The sequence below is a fragment of the Nocardia sp. NPDC041819 genome, assembly GCF_055590505.1.
Window position 1 is genome coordinate 42186 of record NZ_JBVJAP010000004.1, and the last position, 18477, is coordinate 60662.

Annotated in this window: 13 protein-coding genes; 7 read left to right on the top strand and 6 right to left on the bottom strand. The window is 69.6% G+C overall.

The window, feature by feature from the left end; genetic code table 11:
• Positions 1–52 precede the first annotated feature (52 nt).
• On the top strand, positions 53–1585 hold the full coding sequence (locus tag ACZ6DL_RS14770; RefSeq protein ID WP_040865469.1) for an amino acid permease: 1533 nt from the start codon (positions 53–55) through the stop codon (positions 1583–1585).
• A 189-nt stretch (positions 1586–1774) separates the two neighbouring features.
• Positions 1775–4162, top strand: a complete 2388-nt coding sequence (locus ACZ6DL_RS14775) for a serine/threonine-protein kinase (protein WP_466051375.1) — start codon at positions 1775–1777, stop codon at positions 4160–4162.
• A 7-nt stretch (positions 4163–4169) separates the two neighbouring features.
• Here the strand turns inward: ACZ6DL_RS14775 and ACZ6DL_RS14780 are convergent, their stop codons facing one another.
• Positions 4170–4526, bottom strand: a complete 357-nt coding sequence (locus ACZ6DL_RS14780; protein ID WP_466051376.1) for a DUF1707 SHOCT-like domain-containing protein — start codon at positions 4524–4526, stop codon at positions 4170–4172.
• Between the two features lie 202 nt (positions 4527–4728).
• Here ACZ6DL_RS14780 and ACZ6DL_RS14785 point away from each other — a divergent pair, with 202 nt between their 5' ends.
• From ACZ6DL_RS14785 to ACZ6DL_RS14800, 4 genes are all read left to right on the top strand, one after another.
• Positions 4729–5460, top strand: a complete 732-nt coding sequence (locus tag ACZ6DL_RS14785) for a MerR family transcriptional regulator (RefSeq protein ID WP_466051378.1) — start codon at positions 4729–4731, stop codon at positions 5458–5460.
• Between the two features lie 243 nt (positions 5461–5703).
• Positions 5704–6279 carry a dihydrofolate reductase family protein gene (locus tag ACZ6DL_RS14790; RefSeq protein WP_466051379.1) on the top strand — a complete coding sequence of 192 codons (576 nt, stop codon included), beginning with the start codon at positions 5704–5706 and terminating at the stop codon, positions 6277–6279.
• A 107-nt stretch (positions 6280–6386) separates the two neighbouring features.
• Positions 6387–8918, top strand: a complete 2532-nt coding sequence (locus ACZ6DL_RS14795; RefSeq protein ID WP_466051381.1) for an ATP-binding protein — start codon at positions 6387–6389, stop codon at positions 8916–8918.
• 42 nt (positions 8919–8960) lie between these two features.
• A complete protein-coding gene (locus tag ACZ6DL_RS14800) occupies positions 8961–11507 on the top strand; it encodes an ATP-binding protein (RefSeq protein ID WP_466051383.1) in 2547 nt (848 codons plus the stop codon).
• A 44-nt stretch (positions 11508–11551) separates the two neighbouring features.
• Here the strand turns inward: ACZ6DL_RS14800 and ACZ6DL_RS14805 are convergent, their stop codons facing one another.
• The 5 genes from ACZ6DL_RS14805 to ACZ6DL_RS14825 all read right to left on the bottom strand — a co-directional run bounded on the left by ACZ6DL_RS14805 (position 11552) and on the right by ACZ6DL_RS14825 (position 17539).
• Entirely contained in the window at positions 11552–12097 is a 546-nt protein-coding gene (locus tag ACZ6DL_RS14805; RefSeq protein ID WP_396987245.1) for a hypothetical protein, read from the bottom strand.
• A gap of 150 nt (positions 12098–12247) precedes the next feature.
• Positions 12248–12622: a hypothetical protein gene (locus ACZ6DL_RS14810; protein ID WP_393235682.1), complete on the bottom strand. Its 375-nt coding sequence runs from the start codon at positions 12620–12622 to the stop codon at positions 12248–12250.
• Positions 12623–13499: 877 nt separating this feature from the next.
• Positions 13500–14249, bottom strand: coding sequence for a DUF6008 family protein (locus ACZ6DL_RS14815; RefSeq protein ID WP_466051385.1), 750 nt, complete (start codon positions 14247–14249; stop codon positions 13500–13502).
• 180 nt (positions 14250–14429) lie between these two features.
• A complete protein-coding gene (locus ACZ6DL_RS14820) occupies positions 14430–15050 on the bottom strand; it encodes a TetR/AcrR family transcriptional regulator (RefSeq protein WP_466051386.1) in 621 nt (206 codons plus the stop codon).
• 14 nt (positions 15051–15064) lie between these two features.
• Positions 15065–17539 carry a phosphoketolase family protein gene (locus ACZ6DL_RS14825; protein ID WP_466051388.1) on the bottom strand — a complete coding sequence of 825 codons (2475 nt, stop codon included), beginning with the start codon at positions 17537–17539 and terminating at the stop codon, positions 15065–15067.
• A gap of 208 nt (positions 17540–17747) precedes the next feature.
• Between ACZ6DL_RS14825 and ACZ6DL_RS14830 the strand changes: the two genes are divergently transcribed.
• Positions 17748–18329: an FKBP-type peptidyl-prolyl cis-trans isomerase gene (locus ACZ6DL_RS14830; protein ID WP_393235674.1), complete on the top strand. Its 582-nt coding sequence runs from the start codon at positions 17748–17750 to the stop codon at positions 18327–18329.
• Positions 18330–18477 lie beyond the last annotated feature (148 nt).

The following is an 18477-nucleotide window of genomic DNA, read 5'->3' on the forward strand; positions in this document are numbered from 1 at the left end:
TAACGGTACATTGAGCGAAGTTATGATCGCCGTCACCTGAAAGGCCATCGCCATGACCACAGTTCGACCACCAGCGGATGCGCCCGCGCAGGCTGCCGCGCTCGAAGACGAGGACTCGGGCTATCACAAGTCGCTGCGCCCGCGTCAGCTGCAGATGATCGCGATCGGTGGGGCGATCGGCACCGGGTTGTTCCTGGGTGCGGGTGGCCGGCTGGCCAGCGCGGGCCCTGGCCTGTTCATCGTTTACGCCATCTGCGGCGTGTTCGTGTTCTTCATCCTGCGGGCGCTCGGCGAGCTGGTGCTGCATCGCCCCTCCTCGGGATCGTTCGTCTCCTACGCCCGCGAGTTCTACGGCGAGAAACTGGCGTTCGCGGTCGGGTGGATGTACTTCTTCCACTGGTGCATGACCGGGATCGTAGACATCACCGCCATCGCGACGTATGTCCATTACTGGGGAGCGTTCGAGGCCATCCCGCAGTGGTTGATCGCCCTGGTCTCCCTCGCGGTCGTGGTGAGCATCAACCTCGTCTCGGTGAAGTGGTTCGGCGAACTCGAGTTCTGGGCCGCGCTGATCAAGGTGATCGCACTGGTCACCTTCCTGATCGTCGGCACGGTGTTCCTCGCGGGACGGTTCAAGATCGACGGCCAGGTCACCGGCCCGAGCGTCATCGCCGATCACGGCGGGCTGTTCCCGGCCGGGTTGCTTCCGCTGGTCCTGGTCACCACCGGAGTCGTGTTCGCCTACGCCGCAGTGGAATTGGTCGGTACGGCAGCCGGTGAAGCGGAGAACCCGGAGAAGATCATGCCGCGCGCGATCAACTCGGTGATCGCCCGGATCGCGCTGTTCTACGTGGGTTCGCTGGTGCTGCTCGCCCTGCTGCTGCCCTACACCGCGTTCAAGAACGGTGAGAGCCCGTTCGTGACGTTCTTCTCGCGGCTCGGTGTGGACGGCGCCGGTTCTGTGATGAACCTCGTGGTGCTGACGGCGGCGTTCTCCAGCCTGAACGCCGGTCTCTACTCGACCGGCCGCATCCTGCGCTCGATGTCGATGAACGGCAGCGCGCCGACCATCGCGGCGCGGATGTCCCGCGGCGGCGTGCCCTACGTCGGCATCCTCGCCACCGGAGCGGTGGCGCTGATCGGCGTCGGCCTGAACGCGGTGGTGCCGGAGCAGGCCTTCGAGATCGTGCTGAACATGTCGGCGCTGGGCACCATCTTCGCCTGGACCGCGATCGTGGTCTGCCAGCTGCAGCTGTGGCGCTGGTCGCGCACCGGCCGTGCGGAGCGTCCGTCCTTCCGGCTGATCGGCGCGCCGTACACGAGCTTCGCGACGCTGGTGTTCCTCGCGACCGTGGTCGTGCTGATGGCGTGCAGCGATGACCACGTGCAGCGCGGCGCGGTGCTCGCGATGGTCGTCATCATGGTTCCCGCGCTGGTGGGCGGCTGGTTCCTCGCCCGCAAGCGGGTGCTCCAGATCGCCGAGATCCGCCAGGGCATCACCGGACAGTTCCCGGTCCTGGCCGAGCGGCCGCGCCGCGAATCGGGTGACCCGGTGGTGATCCTCGACAAGCCCGACGAAGAGTGAAGCAGTATCCGCCCCGGGCCGTTCGCCCGGGGCGGATATATTCCCAATGTCGGGAACAATACACGCGCGCATCGACAGGCGGCGGACCAGAATGAAACCGCGATTCAACGGCGGGTCTGAGAGGTTCGTATGCCGGAGCACCCCAGCGCATCCGACCGTCCACTTGCGCATCCGTGGGCGAATCGGCGCATGCGCGGCACCGAGGTGCCTCGGCGAACTTCCCACCCTTGGGCCACTCGGCATCTGCTCAAAACCGAGTCGGCCCCACGACTACCCAATCCGTGGTCCACACCGCGGTACGTCGAGAAACCACGTGCCGGCGCCGTCGACCCGGCGCCGAGCGACGGCGGACCGCCGACCGGCCCCGCCGTCGTGGGCGAGGAGACCATCGGCACCGCCGAGCGGCTGCTGCTCGGCGCACTCGAGGCCGAGTCCGAACCCGGTTCCGGGCGCAGCGCGCGCTCGCGGCCGAGCGCGCGACGATTGGGCGGCGGGCTGGTGTCCATGCCCAAGGTGAGCCCGCTCGATCCGCGCACCGCGGTGATGCAGAACCCGGAAGTGCCCGAGCACAAACGGTTCTGCTGGAAATGCCAGCAGCCGGTCGGCCGCACCAGTGCGGCCGGGTCGGGCGCCGTCGAGGGCGAGTGCGGCCGCTGCGCCTCGCCGTTCAACTTCCGGCCCCTGCTCCAGCCAGGGGAGATGGTCGCCGACCAGTACGAAGTCCAGGGCTGTCTGGCCCACGGCGGACTCGGATGGATCTACCTGGCGGTCGATCGCAATGTGAGCGATCGCTGGGTGGTGCTGAAGGGGTTGCAGAACCCGCTCGACTTCGAAGCGCACGTGGTCGCCCTCGCCGAACGCCAATTCCTCTCCGAGGTGGCCTATCCCGGCATCGTCAAGATCCACAACTTCGTCAAGCACCGTTCCGGGCGCGACGTGGCCGACGGTTACATCGTCATGGAGTACGTCGGCGGGCGCTCGCTGAAGAGGATGCTGGATCTACGTGCGCCCGAACGCATTCCGGTCTCCGAGGCGATCGCCTTCATGATGGAGATCCTGCCCGCGCTGGACTACCTGCACTCGTTCGGGCTGGCCTACAACGATCTCAAGCCGGACAACATCATGGTCAGCGAGGACGAGGTCAAGCTGATCGATCTCGGCGCGGTCGCCGCGATGGAGTCCTACGGCAGTATCTACGGCACTCCGGGCTATCAAGCGCCCGAGATCACCGAGACCGGCCCGACCGTCGCCTCGGACATCTACACCGTGGGGCGGACGCTGGCCGCTCTGGTGCTGGACATGCCCAAGAACGCCGACGGACACCAGCTGCCCGGCATTCCCTCGCCCGAGGACGAGCCGCTGCTGCGGGACTATCCGGCATTGCACCGGCTGCTGTGCCGCGCGACCCATCCGGAGCCGCGCCGCCGCTTCCCCACCGCCTACGCGATGTACGGCCAGCTCGCGGGCGTCCTGCGCATGGTGCTCGCCTACGACACCGGTAAGGAACATCCGCAGGCGTCGCTGGAATTCGGCGCCATGCGCGGCGATTTCGGCATCGAGACGTTGATCGGGCAGACCGACGGCATGACCGACGGGCGCCATCGCCTGCCCGCGTTGGACGCGCCGAGCGTCGTCGCGGCCCTGCCGGTGCCGATGATCGACGGCGAGGACCCCAGCGCCGACCTGCTGTCCACGTTGCTGCACGGCGATCCCCGGCATGCCCTGGACGCCCTGCGCCGCACCGCCGACCGGATCGTCTCCGGGACCATCCCGGAGCCGGAGACGTTCGAGCTGGAGGGCACGCTGACGGCGGTGCGCGCGCATCTGGACCTGGGTGAGGTGGTGCCGGCGTGCGATCGGCTCGCCGATCTGCGGCCCGATTACGGCACGGACTGGCGCCTGGAGTGGTATTCGGCGGTCGCTGCTCTGCTGGACGGCCAGTACGAGCGCGCCTACGAGTATTTCGACCTGGTGCACGGCATGCTACCCGGTGAGATCGCCCCCGCGCTGGCGCTGGCGGCGACCGCCGAACTCACCCTCCAGCATCTGGGCGACCGCGCCGACGACCGCTGGCATCGGCTCGCCGAGGAGTATTACCGCACGGTGTGGCGGACCAATCACGGCGTGGTGAGCGCGGCGTTCGGACTGGCCCGCAGACTCGCCGCGGACGGCGGCTTGCTGGAGGCCGTAGAGGTCCTCGATCAGGTGCCGGAGGCATCGCGTTATCAAAGCGTGGCGCGCATGACCGGATGCCTGCTGCTGGTCTCCCAGCCGATCCCGGAGACCACCGAGGCCGACCTGCTCGAGGCGGCCGCGCGGCTGGACGCCGCGCCGGACGAACCGAGGGCGTTGCAGTTGCAGGTGATCGTGGTGGGCGCGGCGCTGGAATGGGTGCGCGGCGGCGGCCGGTCGGCCGATCCGGACGCGACCCTGCTCGGCTTCCCGTTCACCCTGCTCGGTCTGCAACGCGGGCTGGAGTCCAGCCTGCGGGCGCTGGCGCGCATCGCCCCGCATCGTCTGCACCGCTACCGCCTGGTCGACCTGGCCAACTACGTGCGGCCGAAGTCGAGGTGGTGAACCGGTCTCAGGTGGTGCGCGCGGTGAGCATGAAAAGCGCGGGCGCGGCGAGGATCACCAGCAGCCACAGCCAGTTGCCGGTGGTCACCGCCAGCACCACCGAGAAGACCACGGCCGCGCCGGCCAGAACGACCAGGCGCGGCAGCGGGTTGGTCGGCGTCACCTCGGCCGGGGGCGGTGTGCTGCCCGGCAGGTCGGCGAACAGCTCGGCCAGTTGACTCCGCTTGGTCGCGGCAGCGACGGCCGCGCTGAGTTCGTCGAATTCGGCCAGGCTCAGTCGGCCGGTGCCCAGGTGGTGGGTCAGCTCGCGCATCGCGCGCTCGCGGTCGGCGAGACTGGCCGGAAGGCCCGCGGATTCACCCATGCCGGAAGGATAGGCGCGGCGCCGGGACCAGGCATCGAGGGGATTTCCAGAGGCGGGAAGACCGGTGGCGGGCGGCGCCCGGAAGGCGGCGGCGCCCTGCGCGGACGAAGTTTGCTGAAATGTCGCTATGGACCGGTCGGTCGCCCCGACAATGGCCGCGCACCGGCGGCCGTCCCGTGTTGCGATGTGGTTTCCTTGAGGTATGACTGCGGGTGTGGAGTACACGATCGACGAACTGGCGCGGGAGGCCGGTACGACCGTGCGCAGCCTGCGCGTTTACCACGAACGGGGCGTGCTGCCGCCCCCGCAGGTCAAGGGGCGTACCGGTTTCTACGGCGCCGACCACCTCAACCGGGTGCGGACCATCAGCAGGTTGCTCGATCGTGGGATCAAACTCAACGGCATCAGGGAATTGCTCAACGCCTGGGATCGTGGCGACGATCTGGGGGACATCCTCGGTGTCGCCGAGCCCGGCTCGCCCGAGGCGGCCGTCGAGGCGGGCGAAACGATCGCGGCGACCGAATTGGCCGAGCGCTATCACGACGTGCCCAACGGTCTGGCCCGGGTCGTCGCGGCGGGTCTGTACGAACCCGTCGACGCGGCGACCTACCGCATCGCGGATCGCCGTCTGGCGCACAGCCTCGAGCAGATGGCGGCCGTGGGCATCCCGGCCGACGAGGTGCTCGGCGAACTGGAGAAGCTGCGCGCCGACGCCGAGCGGATCGCCCGGCGCTACGTGGATCTGTTCCGGCGGACCGCGTGGGCGTCGTTCCAGGATTCCGATCGCGGCCCTGCACAGGTCGCCGAACTCGCGCAGCGGCTGGAGACCACCAGGGCGGTCCCGGCGGAGACCACCGCCGAACTCGTGAACCGGCTCATCGCAAGGTATCTCGACCAGGACGCCGAACTGGCGGAGACGTTGCCGGAGAGCTGACCGGCGGCGCGCACCCCTAGGGTCGAAATATTTCCGTTTCAGATTCCCATCATTGGCGATACGTAGCAGTAACGTGCCGTTGATCAACGGTATATTGGTGTCATCCGGCACGCGTTCGCGCGTCGCGGGGCTACCTACGCTCGTCTACTTAAGTATGTCTTCCGGCGACCTACCGATGCGCCGAAGTGTCGCTCTCCCCGACAATCTGGAAGTCGCACAAGGGCAGCAGATGGGTGTGGGCACATGGGAAGCGTGACGCTGTGGATGCAGATGTCGCTCGACGGCTTCGCGGAGGGGCCGGATCAGGAGATCCACTGGCCGGTGGTGGACGAGGAACTGTGCGAATCGTTCCTGGACGAATTACGCTCGGCCGACCTGTTCCTCTACGGCCGCAAAACATACGAGATCATGGCGTCGTTCTGGCCGACCGCCGACGTGGATCCCGCGATCTCGGAGTTCTACGTGGAGTTCGCGCGGTGCTGGAAACAGACGCCCAAGGTGGTCTTCTCCCGCACCCTGTCCTCCGCGGGCTGGAACACCCGCGTGGTCCGGGACGACCTCGTCGAGGAGATCACCGCGTTGCGGGCACAGCCGGGATGCGACATGGTCCTGTTCGGCGGCGCGGAGACGGCGTCGGAGTTCATGAAGCACGACCTGATCGATGAGTACCGGTTGTTCGTGCACCCGATCCTGCTCGGTGGCGGGATTCCGCTGTTCCCGACGCCCGCCGTGGTCTCTGGGCTGCAACTCGTCGACGTGATGACCTTCGACAGCGCGGTGGTCCAGATGCACTACCAGCAGATGGCCTCCGCGAGGTAGCAATCGGCGCGGAAACGGGGTCCGCTGCCCTGGTAAACAGGGGCTTGACCTTTGCGTAACCTCTGATTGTCGAGCGCGGTGCCGCGTCGTCGGCTAACTTTCGTTTTATGTCCCTGGTTCAGGCACGTGGCGACGTGCTGCCTGCATCCACCAGTGAATTCTGCGGCCGGGAAACGGAATTGGACCGGCTGGGCACGCTGCTGGACAGCGGCGCCCGCCTGATCACCCTGGTCGGCCCGGGCGGGATAGGCAAGACGCGGTTGGCCGCGGAAGCGTTGTGCCGCGGCGCGCACGCCCGGCGCAGGCCGGTGTACTGGGCGCGGCTGGCCGGGCTGGAGGCCGACAGCACCGCCACCGCGCAGGATGTGATGCAGTCCGCCGTGCGCACCGACCTCAGTTCGCCACCGACCCGTGACGCGCTGGTACGCACGTTCACCAGCGGAGACCGTTCCACCGAGCGTGCTGTCCTCGTCCTGGACAACTGCGAACACCTGCTCGGCGTGGTCGCGGCGATGATCGCCGAGTTGCTGGAATCCGCGCCGGGCCTGACCGTCCTGGCCACCAGCCGCGAACCGATCGGTTGGGCCGACGAGTACATCCTGCCCGTGCCGCCGCTGTCGCCGCGGCAGTCGCTCGAATTGTTCCGGCAGCGCGCCGAACTCATCGGGCGGGCGATCCCCGACGACCGCGAGGCGGTGGCCGTCGCCGCCCGGATCTGCCGCCGGGTCGACCACAACCCGCTGTTCATCCGCCTGGCCGCGGCGCGTCTGCGGCACCAGCCGCCGGTCATGGTGCTGCGCGAACTCACCGGCGACGCGGACGACAAACGCCTGCACTGGACCCACGGCGCACGGGCGGGCGCCGAGCAGCGTCACCGCGGTGTCTACGACGTGATCGCCTGGTCGTTCGCGCTGTGCGGCGCCTCCGAGCAGTTGCTGCTCGAGCGGCTGTCGGTCTTCGCCGCCGGGTACGAGACCGACGACGAGTCGCTGCGCGGGGGCATCGAGCTCGACGCCGCGATCGCGGTGTGCGCCGACGACGCCCTGCCCGCGAGCGCGATCGAACACCTACTGGAGCGGCTCACCGAACAGTCGCTGCTGTCGGCGCATCTCACCGCGACCACGGTCAGCTGGTATCTGGTGGAAAGCGTCCGCGTGTTCGCCCGGGAGCGGCTGCGCCGCCGGGACCGCGGGGAGTTCGACCGGCTCGCCGCGCGCCACCGCCGGTATTTCCGGGACAAGGTGGTCGCCGGGCAGGCCATCTGGCTCGGACCGCAGGATCAGGCCTGGCTGGCGTGGGCGCGTTCGGCGTGGAACGACATCGTGCTGGGCATCGAATCCGGTCTGGCCGACCCGGCGGAGGCCGTGGTCGCGTTGGAGATCGCCACCGTCCTGCTCTCGATGAAGGTGCCGTACGTCAAGTCCGGTGCTGGCGCGCTGACCCGGTTGACCGAACGCGCGCTGGAGGCCACCCGGGCCTCCGGGCTGGGCCCTTCCGGGCTGGCCGACCTGGCCACCGCGCTGCTCGGCTGGATCTCGCTGTGGCAGGGGCGGACCGATCACATCCCGCGACTGCTCGCGGACTGCGCCACCCTCCCCCCGGGAGCCGGGCCGCGCTACACCGACATCGATTTCGGGCTGCCCGCCCCGGTCGAGTGGCTGTGGGGGCTCGAGCTGATGCTCGTGCGCGGCGACCCGCGCGCTGTCACCGTCCTTGCTCGGGCCCGCCGCAAATTCGCCGAACAGGGCGATCGCATCGGCGCCGAACGCAGCGACGTGTTCGCGGCGTTCTGTTCCGCCCTCGTCGGCGACCGGCGGCAGGCGCTGGAGAACACGGCGCGATTCCTGGATCGATCGGTGTCGTCCGGCTCGACATTGTCGCGCGCCTGGGCCGAGATCGCGCGCGCGGTGGCGCTGGCCAAACACGGGTCCGCCACCGAGGCGCTGACGCTGACCCACGGGGTGCTCACCCGCTACCGCGGCGAACCGGACACCTGGACGGCGAGCTGGGCGGTGGGCGCGCACATCGTGGCGCTCGCCCAGGTCCTCGTCGCGCAGCGGGCCGAGGGCGGGGATCCCGCCGCGGCCGCCGACACCGCGCGGGAAATCGCCTACCTGGTAGGCGGATTCAAGACGCGTCAGCGATCGATGGGCATATCCGTCGACCGGGTCCCGCTGATCGCCGCCGAGATGCGCCGCGCCGCGGAGGTCTCCCGCGCCGTGCTCGGCGACCGCGCCTACGCCTCCGCCGAACGCAGGACGCGGCTGCGTCCCGAGCTCGACGCGCTGTGGTCTCCAGCCCCGGATCCGGCGCCACCCGCCCGGCGGCCCGACCGGCAGGCCGCTTCCCGGCCGGTGTCGCAGCGGCCCGCCACGCGCTGGAGCGACCTCTCGCAGGCCGAACGCGACGTCGCCGTCTTCGCGGCGGCGGGCTGGCCCAACAGCGCCATCGCAGGCCGCAGGCGCAGCTCCATCCGGACGGTCGACGCGCAGGTGGCCGCCATCCGGCAGAAGCTGATGATCGCCTCCCGCGCCGACATCGCGGCCCACATCCCCGACGAGCTCGCCGACCGGGTCCGGTACGAATCCGAGCGGCGGCCGAGCCGTAGCCGCAAAGGCAGGACGGGACGCGCCCATTAGGCTGCTCGAGCAGTGGTTTTCCAGATCGGTAGGTGCGTCGACATGTCGGAGGTGAGCAGCGGCGGCGGCAACGGCCCCGCCGCGCCCGCGGAGTTCGTGGGCAGGCATGCCGAACTGCGGCGGATAGACGCCTTGCTGAACTCGTCGAGCGCCCGGCTGATCACCCTGGTCGGGCCCGGCGGCATCGGCAAGACCACCCTGGCGGTGGAAGCCGTGCGCAGATACCGCGGCGGGGCGCGGCACACGGTGTACTGGACGCGCCTGGCCCGTCTCGCGCCAGGCGCGGAGACGGGAGCGGTCGCCGAGGAAGTGCTCTTGTCCGTCGCGAAGAACGGCATAGTGGGCCGCTCCGCATGGGACGGCTTGCTGGAGACCCTCACCGATGCCGGCGCCGAGGACGAGACGCACCGGACCATCCTGGTGCTGGACAACTGCGAACACGTGCTGGGCGGCGTCGGTCCGCTCGTCGTCGGCCTGCTGCAGGAAATCCCCGGCTTGACCATCGTCGCGACCAGCCGGGAGCCGGTCGGCTGGATCGACGAGCAGTTGGTGACCGTGCCGCCGCTGTCCAGTGTGCACGCCCTGGAACTGTTCCGGCGGCGAGCCGAGCGCACCGGACGGCCGATTCCCGAGGACCCCGGACAACTGGCCATCGCCACCCGGATCTGCGGGCACGTCGACAACAACCCGCTGTTCATCCGCTTGGCCGCCGCGCGGCTGCTGCACCGGCCACCCGCGATCGTGTTGCGCGAGTTGTCCGGCGACACCGACGATCGCCGCCTGCAGTGGACGCACGGCGCGAGGGGTGGTGTCGGCGAACGGCACCGCAGCGTGCGCGACGTGATCGCCTGGTCCTACGGGCTGTGCACCGCGCCCGAACAGTTGCTGCTGGAGCGCTTGTCGGTCTTCGCCACCGGTTGCGACGCCGAGAACGACGAGACGCAGTCCGGCGGGGCGGAAGTGGACGCGATCGTGGCGGTGTGCGCGGACCCGGCGCTACCCCCCGAGCGGATCGAGGGGCTGCTCGAGCGCCTGGTCGAACGCTCGCTGCTGTCGGCCCACATCACCGCGGCGACGGTGCGCTACTACCTGCTGGAGAGCGTCCGGGTCTTCGTGCGCGACCGGCTGTCCACCCGCGGCGACCACCTGGACGAAGCGCGACTGCTCGCCCGGCATCGACGGCACTACCGCGACCGTGTCGCCGCGGGGCCCGCCACCTGGTACGGCCCGCGAGAGCAGGAGTGGATCGCGTGGGCGCGAGCGGCATGGGACAACATTCTCATCGCCGTCGAGACCAGCCTCACCGACCCGGAGGAGGCGGTGGTCGGACTGGAGACCGCCGCGACGCTGATGGCGCTGCGCGTGCCGTTCATCACCGGCTCGAACCGGGCCATCACCAGTCTGACCGAGCAGGCCCTGGAGGTCACCGCGCAGGTCGAGCCGCCGCCGACCCGGCTGCGCATCAATGCGACCGCGCTGGTGGGCTGGATCGCCATCTGGCAGGGCAGACACGTCTACACCGCGCAATTGCTGGACGAATGCGCCGCGGAGTGCCTGCCCTCGGAGCTGCGGGCGGGCTGGCGTGCGACGACGGCGACCGATCTCGGCCTGCCCGCCGCGGTGGAATTCACCTGGGGCCTCGAACTCCTGCTGATCCACCTCGACCTGCGAGCGGTGGACGTCTTGGCCAGGGCGCGCCGGAAGTTCGCCGTTCTGGGCGACCGGGCGGGGGAGCAGCGCAGCGAACTGTTCGAGGCCCTCACCTACGCGAACCTGGGCGACGCGGACGTCGCGCTCGGGGCCGCGCGCAGGCATCTGGACCGGGCCGTGGCTTCCGACGCGGGCTGGGCGACCTCCTGGGCGGAGCTGGCCTGGATGATCGCGGTATCCCGGCACGGCGATCCGCGGGAGGCGGTGAAACTCGGGCAGTCCACCCTGGAGCGCCTGCTGATCACCGGGGACACCTGGACGGCGGGCTGGGTCGCGCACTTCAGCATGATGGCGCTGACCTATCTGCTGTCCGCCCGGATCGAGGCGGGCGACACCGGCAGCTCCGAAGCGATCGCCGCCGCCACCGAGATCGCCCATCTGCAAGGCGGAATCGCCACCCTGCACCGCTCGATGGGCATCGTCGCCGACCGGGTGACGCTGGTGGCTCGCGGCACCGCTCGAGCCGTCGCGGCGGTCACCGCGGTCATCGGCGCCGAGGCCCACGCGGCGGCGGTCCAGCGCGGCGCCCGATTGCGTCCCGAACGCGACGAGCTGCAATTGCTGTTGCTCGGCAGATTGCCGGTCGACAAGCTGCCGAACCCGCGCCCGCAGGCCAGGTCCACCGCCTCGCGCTGGGAGGAGTTGACGCCGGCGGAACGCGAAGTGGCGGTGCTGGCCGCGGCGGGCTGGGCCAACAGTGCCATCGCCGCGCGCCGGGGCAGTTCCATCCGGACGGTCGATGCCCAGGTGGCGTCCGTGCGCAGGAAGCTGATGGCGGCCACCAGGGCCGACATCAGCTGGCACGTGCCGGATCACCTCGCCGAGCGGATCAGGCTGGAATCCGAGCGGCGGCCCGCGCGAACGCGAGCACGCCCGTGACCGTCGTGACGGTCACGGGCGTGCGATAGCCGGGATCGGGCAGGTCAGGTCAGCGAGCCGTCGTAGCACAGGCTCGACGACCGCCAGGACCGCTGCGGGCCGCTACCGGGATCGAAGGCCCACTGGTCGATCGAGCCGGCGGCCTTCCACCACAGCGCTCCGCGTCCGTCCGAGACCACCTGGTAGACGTCCTCGGAACCCTCGATGAGCTGGCTGCCGACGCAGTAGTCGTTGTACTCCGTGCCGTACTGCCGGGCACCGGGGCTGAACAAGCCTGCGGGGTGGGCGTAGGCGCCCGGGTTCGGCACGGTGCTGGCCTGCCGCGCGGGGGCTCCCCGATGCCAGTACGGCGCGCCCAGTCCGTCGGTTCCGCAGGCGAAGGTCCAGCCCCCTGCGACGACCGTGGTGCCCTGGCCGTAGGCTCCCCCCGCCCAGAGGCAGGCAGCGCCCTGAGCCTCGGCGGTGCCCGCGCCGAGGCTCAGGCCGCCCGCCGCCACCGCTGCCGCCGCCAGCAGGGTGAGCGTCCGTACCGTGCCGCCGCGCTTGTCGTCACACGCGGTCGGCCGGCGAAGCCCGCTAATCTTGATCATGAGTGTTTCTCTTTCGTGCGATATCCCGGTCGGAGTGGATTTCCCGGGAATGGTGATACTTCAAGTAATGTGCCGCTAGATAGCGGGACGATCAGGCCAGAGGGACGTCACGGAAGGTTTCGAGTGCGAGAGGGTGTGCTGGTCCTGCGGTCACCGGCACCAGGTGGCCTGCGCCCGGCAGACGGTGTAGCCGGTGCCGTCCGGGCGGGCCACCCGCGACCAGCTCGAGCCGTCGGACTCGTCGCCGGTGGGGACGTCGCCCGGTGCTGCCTGGTTCTGCCGCTGGCGGTAGTCGCGGACGGCTTGGTCGGCCTCCTCGGCGTCCAGCCGGTCGCTGTCGCGATGGTGGTAGCCCATGGGGTCGATGTGGTGCCAACCGGTGGTGTCACCCGTGCCGTTGCGCGGGTTGGACGGACCCGAATGCGACTCCGCTCCCGCGATGCCCGCGGCGCCCGCGGTGAGCGTGCCGACGATCGCGGCACAAGCGAGCAGTCTGGCGGCGAGATGAGTGGTGTTGGCGGTCATCGTAAGTCTCCGTTCGGATTTCGCGCCGCGCACGGAGGTACGGCGCGAGCTGCGGCGGTGCGGCGAACGTCGGTGGTCGGGGTTGCCGCGCGAGGTGGGGGCGGGGAGGGGATCGGGGTGGCATCCGTCGCGGACATGTCGTCCGCGGGGCGGTGCCGATCGGCTCGGTCCCGGTCGTCGGAATGGGGAGAGCCCGGCCTGTCGTATCCGTGGCGGCCCGGGTCTGCTGCGGGGCGCGGGGCGACGGTCGTGTCGGGCCCGGCCAGCGCTTCGGTCGACGCCGGGGTTTCCGGCGTGGCCGCTATCGCGCTCACGATCAGCGGGCGGACGAGCCAGGTCTGTGTCCGTCGCTGGTGCGGCGTGATGCCGGTCATCGTTCGCGTCCGTTCATCTCGCCACCTCGGGATCGGGGATCGGTCCGGTGTGGTCCGATCCGTGGGTCCCTATCTATCGTGCCGTTGGATAACGTCACATTAATCGACGGGTCGATATTTTGTCGAGGGCTTTCCCATGTCTGGGAAGAGTCGCTGTCTTCCGTGGCGGGAGCAAGCGCCCTGACCAGCGGCGGCGCCGATGCGCACCGCTCGGTCCGCGGAGAATTTCAGGCCGAGACTCTTCGGGGGTCGGCGATTACCGAAGAGATGGCTTCAGCACGTGCGCAGGATCGGGACGGCTGAACAGAGGATGGGCCGCAGTGCTCGTCCGCCCCGGTTGCCGCGCTCCCCGCTTCGGTCGGCAGTGTGTCCCGAGGGCTGCTCTATGCGCGAAAAGGGCGTCCGCCGGGATGGCGGACGCCCTTTGGCGTCTGTGTCGGAATGCCGCTACGCCGCTGCGCCGCTGGTGCGCCGCGTCGAGGCGTGCGAGATCGGTCTGGCTATCAGGCTTCGGTCACGGCCGCGAATGCCGGGGCACCCGAACCCTCGGCCTGGGCCGGGGCGCGCTTCGGCTTCGCGGCGGCGGGATCGCGGAACGGGGCTTCGATCACCGCGCGTTCGCGCCACAGGTGATACAGCGCGACGGCGAAGATGGTCGTGCCGATCACGTTGGCCAGGAAGTGCCACCAGATGCGGTACGTCGCCGCGCCGGGGCCGGGGTCGAGCAGGCCGAAGATGGTCGACAGCCCGATCGCCTTGGTGCCGAAGGCGACCGTCAGGGTGAGCGCGAGATGCTCGAGCCCGTGGATGCCCTGCATCAACACGCCCATGCGACCCCACTTGCGTGCCTTGCTCTCCAGGGCGTGGTGGGTGACCAGGGCGATGCCGACCAGTCCGGCGAGGAAATGGAAGTTGCCCACCAAGTGCAGAAGTTCCATGCCGAGCGCCGGCTTCATGTGGTTGACCTGACCGAATCCGTTGGCCAGGCCGGTGCCCCACGGGGTCATCCACGCCGGTGAGTTCGGGTGCTGGATCCAGTACCCGACCTGTGCCACGTGCTCCTGGAAGTGTCCTATCTGGGCCACCACGCCCAGTGCGATGACACCGAGTGCGGTACGGAACATCCATGGTCGCAGGGGTTTACGCAGCGCGACGACGAGTACGCCGACGGCCGCCCACATGACGACCATCCAGGCCACCATCAAGATCGCACCTAGGATTTCCAACCCGGTCGCTTCGGCTGTGTGGTTCATGAGAACCGCCCTTCTGCGCGCCCTCCGGCAACGGCGACGGATGGGGGGACTGCTACGGAAACGCGTGGAACGCGTTGTCCGCAAGATACAAGGTGCCGACGCCATCTGTCCGAGATTTCCGAATGCGCTGGAGTAGCGCCCAAATCGGTCCGTGTCATACCCGAAACGTATGGCGCTTGCTCAGAGCGGTCGCAGAAAGCCTTCGACGATGCGATGGGCGCGGTCGGCGGCCTCCGGATCGCCGAGTCGCAGCGCGGTATTGGTGGCGCACAGCACCGCATCGATCTGGAACGCGACCAGATCCGCGTCCAATTCGGCGATCTCACCGGCGGACGCCGCCGAGCGCAACTCCCGTGCCAGCAGCCCTACCCACGCTCGCTGATCGCGGAACAGGGCATCGCGCACCGGGCCCGGCTTGCTGTCGCATTCGGCCATGGTCGCGACGCGGAAGCAGCCGCCCGGGAACAGCGGTGTCTCGGCGTAGACCATCCAGTGGTCGAGCAAGGCTCGCAGCCGGGCGACGCCGTGCGGTGCGGAACGGGCCGGTTCGACGACCGCTTCCACGAACCGGTCGCGCGCGTGGTCGACGGCGGCCAGTTGCAGTGCTTCCTTGGTGCGGAACAGGGTCTGGATTCCCGCCTTGCTCAGCCCGGTGTCGGCGGCCAGCCTGCCGAAGCTGAGGCCGTCCAATCCGTCCAGCGAGGCGATGTCGACCGCCTGCCGCAGCACTGTGGCGCGAGTTCGCGCACCGCGCAGCAGTCGCTTGTCGGTGATCTCGGCGGTGCGCGGGCCACTTTCCATACGGTCGATCGTACTTACCCGCGGTCACTCCCGTAGGGCCAGCTCCAGTCGGCTATCTCGGGGATGTCCGCACCGTGTTCCCTGGTCCACGCGCGAGCCGTCCAGCGCGCGTCGACCATCTCCTGCCGCAGCCCGGCGGCGCGCTCACGCAGGCTGGGCACCCGATCGATCACGTCCATGACGAGGTGGTATCGGTCCAGGTCGTTGAGCATCACCATGTCGAACGGCGTGGTCGTCGTGCCCCGCTCCTTGTAACCGCGGACATGCAGTTCGCCGTGATTGGTGCGCCGATAGGTCAGCCGGTGCACCAGCCACGGATAGCCGTGGAAGGCGAAGATCACCGGCCGGTCCCGGGTGAACAGCGTGTCGAACTCGCGGTCGGGCAGGCCGTGCGGATGTTCGTCCCGCGGTTGCAGCCGCATCAGGTCGACCACGTTGACCACCCGGACGCGCAACTCAGGCAGCCGCTCGCGCAGGATCGCGGCCGCGGCGAGGGTCTCCAGCGTCGGTACGTCGCCCGCGCAGGCGAGCACCACGTCCGGTGTGCTGCCCGGCTCGTCCCGGTGGCCCGCCCACGGCCAGATGCCGATCCCGCGCGCGCAGTGCTCGGCGGCTTCGGAGACCGACAGCCAGTCGGCCTGGGGCTGCTTGCCCGCGACCACCACGTTCACGTAGTGCCGGGAGCGCAGGCAGTGGTCATAGGTGGACAGCAGCGTGTTGGCGTCCGGCGGCAGGTACACCCGCACGATCGAGGCCTTCTTGTTCAGCACAACGTCCAGGAAACCGGGGTCCTGGTGGGTGAAGCCGTTGTGGTCCTGGCGCCAGACGTGCGAGGACAGCAGATAGTTCAGGCTGGGAATCGGGCGCCGCCACGGCACCGCCGAGCTGGCGTCGAGCCATTTGGCGTGCTGGTTGAACATCGCGTCGACGATGTGGATGAAGGCCTCGTAACAGGTGAACACGCCGTGCCTGCCGGTCAGCAGGTAGCCCTCCAGCAAACCCTGGCACATGTGTTCGGACAGCACTTCTATCACCCGGCCGGTGCGGTCGAGTTTCTGGTCCCGGGGGTCGATCTCGGCTTGCCAGTTGCGACCGGTGACCTCGAGGATGTCCTGTAACCGGTTGCTGGCCAGTTCGTCCGGCGCGAAGGTGAGGAAGTTGTCCGGATTGTGCCTGGTGACCTCCCGCAGCCAGCCGCCGAGCACCCTGGTGGCTTCGTGCTCGGTCGCGCCCGGCGCGGGCACCTCGACGCCGAAGTCGCGCCAGTCCGGCAGGCGCAGGTCGCGCAGCAGCGCGCCGCCGTTGGCGACCGGATTGGCGCTCATCCGCCGATCGCCGCCCGGTACCTGAGCGATCAGTTCCGGCGCCGGTGCGCCGCTGTCGTCGAACAGCTCCTCCGGGCGGTAGGAGCGCAGCCACTGCTCCAGCACCGCGCGGTGCTCGGCATCGGTGCGCGCGCCGGGCAACGGCACCTGGTGCGCCCGGAAGGTGCCCTCGACCTGGTCGCCGTCCACCACCGGAGGACAGGTCCACCCCTTGGGTGTGCGCAGCACGATCATCGGCCAGGTGGGCCGCGCCCCGTCGCCGCCGCCGCGCGCGGCGCGCTGGATCCGGTCGATGCGTTCCATGCTCGTGTCCACCGCCGCGGCCATCGCCTGGTGCACCGCCGCGGGATCGTCGCCCGCGACGACGATCGGTTCGTAGCCGTATCCGCGCAGCAAGGCGAGCAGTTCCGATTCCGGGATGCGCGCCAGGATGGTCGGATTGGCGATCTTGTACTCGTTCAGCGCCAGGATCGGCAGCACCGCGCCGTCGCGCGCCGGGCTGAGGAACTTGTTCGCATGCCAGCTCGTGGCCAGCGGTCCCGTCTCCGCCTCGCCGTCGCCCACCACGCAGAACACGGTGAGATCGGGATTGTCCAAGGCGGCGCCGAACGCGTGCAGCAGCGAATAGCCGAGTTCGCCGCCCTCGTGGAAGGAGCCTGGAGTCTCCGGCGCGCAGTGACTCGGCACCCCGCCGGGAAAGGAGAATTGGCCGAACAGCGCGCCCATGCCCGCCGCGTCCTGCGAGATGTGGCTGTAGAGCTCGGAGTATGTGCCCTCCAGCCAGGCGCACGCGTTCGGCCCGGGACCGCCGTGCCCGGGGCCTGCGACGAAGACGGCGTTCAGCCCGCGTTGCCGGATCGCGCGATTGGCGTGCGCCCAGACCAGATTCAGGCCGGGCACCGTGCCGAAATGCCCGAGCAATCTGGGCTTGATGTGCTCGGAGCGCAGCGGCTCGCGCAGCAACGGATTGGCCATCAGATAGATCTGGCCGACCGCGAGATAGTTGGCGGCCCGCCACCACGCGTCGATCGACGCCAGTTCGTCGCGCTCCAACGGGCCCGGCACGTCCGCGAGCCGGTAGGGATGCGGGGCGACGGTCCGGCCGCCGGTGCTGCCGACGTTGTCCGCCGAGGTGTCGCCACCCGCGCTTGCCATGTGGGTCATACGCCGACTCTCCTCACGTTCGGGTATCGAGGACAGCGCCGCCACGAGTGACCGCCGTCCCGGTCCTGCAACAGTTGCCGATCGGAATCGACAACGCCGGATGGAGATTCATCGCCAGCCTAGCCGGAGCGGGCTCCCCGCGGCGGTCCGCGCGTGTCGCGGGAAACTCACCCCGCCCGGCGCCCGTTCGTGGTCTAGGGTCCGCGGCATGCACATTCTCGGAAGGATCATCGGTATCGGCGCCCTCGCCGCGACGACCATCGCGCTGGCGGCTTGCGGCTCGGACGACGAGCCGACCGCCACGACCGTCTCCGCGACGAGGACCACCGCGGCGGCGGGGCCTTCCCCCGCGCAGCGCCCGGCCACGCAGAGCAAAGGCCGGGAGTGCACCGCCGAGGACATCGGCGTCACCGGTGGCTTCGGCGCCGCGCCCACCATCACCATCCCGGACGACTGCGACCCGCCGAAGCAGTTGATCGTCAAGGACCTCATCGAGGGCAGCGGGCCCGGCGCGGCGGCGGGGCAGCAGCTCACCATGAACTACGCGCTGGTCACCTGGTCGGACAAGAAGACGCTGGACAGTTCGTTCGGTCGCGGCAAGCCGTTCCAGCTCGATCTCGGCGCGGGCCAGGTCATCGACGGCTGGGACCAGGGTCTCGTCGGCGTCCGGGAAGGCTCGCGCAGGTTGTTGATCGTGCCGCCGGAGCTGGGCTACGGCGCGGGCGGGCGGGGCATCGCGCCGTACGAGACGCTGGTCTTCGTCACCGACGCGGTGTCGGTGGGGAAGTGACCGCGGTCCTCGCGGCCCGCGGAGCCACCGCCGGATGCAGGTCCGCTCGGCCGGTCAACTAACCTGGTCGGGATGCGTGGCGTACGCCGCATTCCTCGTCGTCTCGGCCGAGGCCGGGACTCCGGCCCGGATCTGCGCCGGTTGGGGG

Bases quoted from the DNA above. Each gene is read 5' to 3' on its own strand.
- ACZ6DL_RS14775 (WP_466051375.1), top strand. From the start codon at position 1,775: ATGCGCGGCACCGAGGTGCCTCGGCGAACTTCCCACCCTTGGGCCACT.
- ACZ6DL_RS14815 (WP_466051385.1), bottom strand. From the start codon at position 14,249: ATGAACCACACAGCCGAAGCGACCGGGTTGGAAATCCTAGGTGCGATC.
- ACZ6DL_RS14810 (WP_393235682.1), bottom strand. From the start codon at position 12,622: ATGACCGCCAACACCACTCATCTCGCCGCCAGACTGCTCGCTTGTGCC.
- ACZ6DL_RS14800 (WP_466051383.1), top strand. From the start codon at position 8,961: ATGTCGGAGGTGAGCAGCGGCGGCGGCAACGGCCCCGCCGCGCCCGCG.
- ACZ6DL_RS14805 (WP_396987245.1), bottom strand. From the start codon at position 12,097: ATGATCAAGATTAGCGGGCTTCGCCGGCCGACCGCGTGTGACGACAAG.
- ACZ6DL_RS14785 (WP_466051378.1), top strand. From the start codon at position 4,729: ATGACTGCGGGTGTGGAGTACACGATCGACGAACTGGCGCGGGAGGCC.
- ACZ6DL_RS14825 (WP_466051388.1), bottom strand. From the start codon at position 17,539: ATGACCCACATGGCAAGCGCGGGTGGCGACACCTCGGCGGACAACGTC.
- ACZ6DL_RS14795 (WP_466051381.1), top strand. From the start codon at position 6,387: ATGTCCCTGGTTCAGGCACGTGGCGACGTGCTGCCTGCATCCACCAGT.
- ACZ6DL_RS14790 (WP_466051379.1), top strand. From the start codon at position 5,704: ATGGGAAGCGTGACGCTGTGGATGCAGATGTCGCTCGACGGCTTCGCG.
- ACZ6DL_RS14820 (WP_466051386.1), bottom strand. From the start codon at position 15,050: ATGGAAAGTGGCCCGCGCACCGCCGAGATCACCGACAAGCGACTGCTG.
- ACZ6DL_RS14830 (WP_393235674.1), top strand. From the start codon at position 17,748: ATGCACATTCTCGGAAGGATCATCGGTATCGGCGCCCTCGCCGCGACG.
- ACZ6DL_RS14770 (WP_040865469.1), top strand. From the start codon at position 53: ATGACCACAGTTCGACCACCAGCGGATGCGCCCGCGCAGGCTGCCGCG.
- ACZ6DL_RS14780 (WP_466051376.1), bottom strand. From the start codon at position 4,526: ATGGGTGAATCCGCGGGCCTTCCGGCCAGTCTCGCCGACCGCGAGCGC.